The sequence below is a fragment of the Cellulomonas citrea genome, assembly GCF_009829685.1.
Classification (GTDB): domain Bacteria; phylum Actinomycetota; class Actinomycetes; order Actinomycetales; family Cellulomonadaceae; genus Cellulomonas; species Cellulomonas citrea.
Genome location: NZ_VWSD01000304.1, coordinates 1 through 1,183, shown reverse-complemented (window position 1 = coordinate 1,183; position 1,183 = coordinate 1). Strand labels below are relative to the sequence as shown.

Genomic DNA, 1,183 nt, shown 5'->3' with positions numbered 1-1,183 from the left:
CGCCACGCTCGCCGCCGCCTCGCAGCGGGCCGAGGAGCTCGTCGGGTCGGCCGAGCGCGAGGCCGCCCGGATCGCCGGCGAGATCGCGTCCGACGAGGCCGAGCGCCGCGGCAGCCTCGAGCGTGAGCTCGGGACGCTGCGGGCCACCGTCGAGAACGAGACCACGCAGCTGCGCGTGACGACCGAGCGCGAGACCAGCGAGCTGCGCGCCCGCACGGATGCCGAGGCCGCGCAGACCCGCACGTCGGCCGAGCGCTACGCCGAGGACCTGCGACGTACGACCGAGGAGGAGGTCCTCGTGCTGCGCCAGCAGGCGGCCGCCGAGATCGCCGCCACACGTCAGGAGACCGAGCGCACGGTCGCCACGCTCCGGTCCAACGCGGCCCTCGAGATCGCCGCCGAACGTCAGGCCGTGGCCGAGGAGGTCACCACCCTGCGCACGACGACCCAAGAGTTCGCCGACGCGCTGCGCAGCGGCGCCGAGCGTGACGCCGCGGCGCTGCAGCAGCAGGTCGCGTCCGAGGCGAGCACGCTGCGTGCCGAGGCCGAGCAGTACGCCACCGCCGTGCGGGCCCAGGTCGACACCGAGGCCGCCGCCGCACGGGCCGCCCTCGCCGACGAGCTCAGCGCCCTGCGCACCGTGGCCGAGCGCGAGATCGGCGAGGCCCGGACCGAGGCGGAGTCGTACTCCGAACGCACCAGGGCTGCCGCAGACCGCGACACCTTCGCCCTGCGCGAGCGTGCCGCCGCCGAGGCCGCGCACCTGCGTTCGGTCGCCGAGCAGGAGACCACCGACCTGCGGACCAGCTCCCAGCGGGAGGCCGAGCAGCTGCTCGAGGAGGCCCGGCGCGCCGACGCAGAGCAGCGCGAGCAGACCCGGCTCGAGCTGGAGCGGATGCGCGCCGAGGCCCAGCGGGCGCTGGAGGACACCACCGCCCGGATCAAGGCCGAGGCCGACGAGCTGCGCTCGCGCGCCGAGCAGCTCCTGGCCGACACCGAGCTCCAGGTGGCGGCCGCGCACGAGACCGCGCAGCGGCAGGACGCCGAGACGCACGCCGCCGCACGGGCCGACGTCGAGAAGATGATCGCCGACGCGGAGGCGCACGCCGCTGACGCCGAGTCCCGGGTTCGGTCGGCACTGGCCCAGGCCGAGCAGGTGCGGCGCGAGTCCGAGGCGCAGGCC

Annotated in this window: 1 pseudogene; it reads left to right on the top strand. The window is 76.3% G+C overall.

The annotated features are described in order from the left end of the window. Positions 1–1,183, top strand: a pseudogene (locus F2B26_RS16345) (hypothetical protein); the annotation flags it as partial.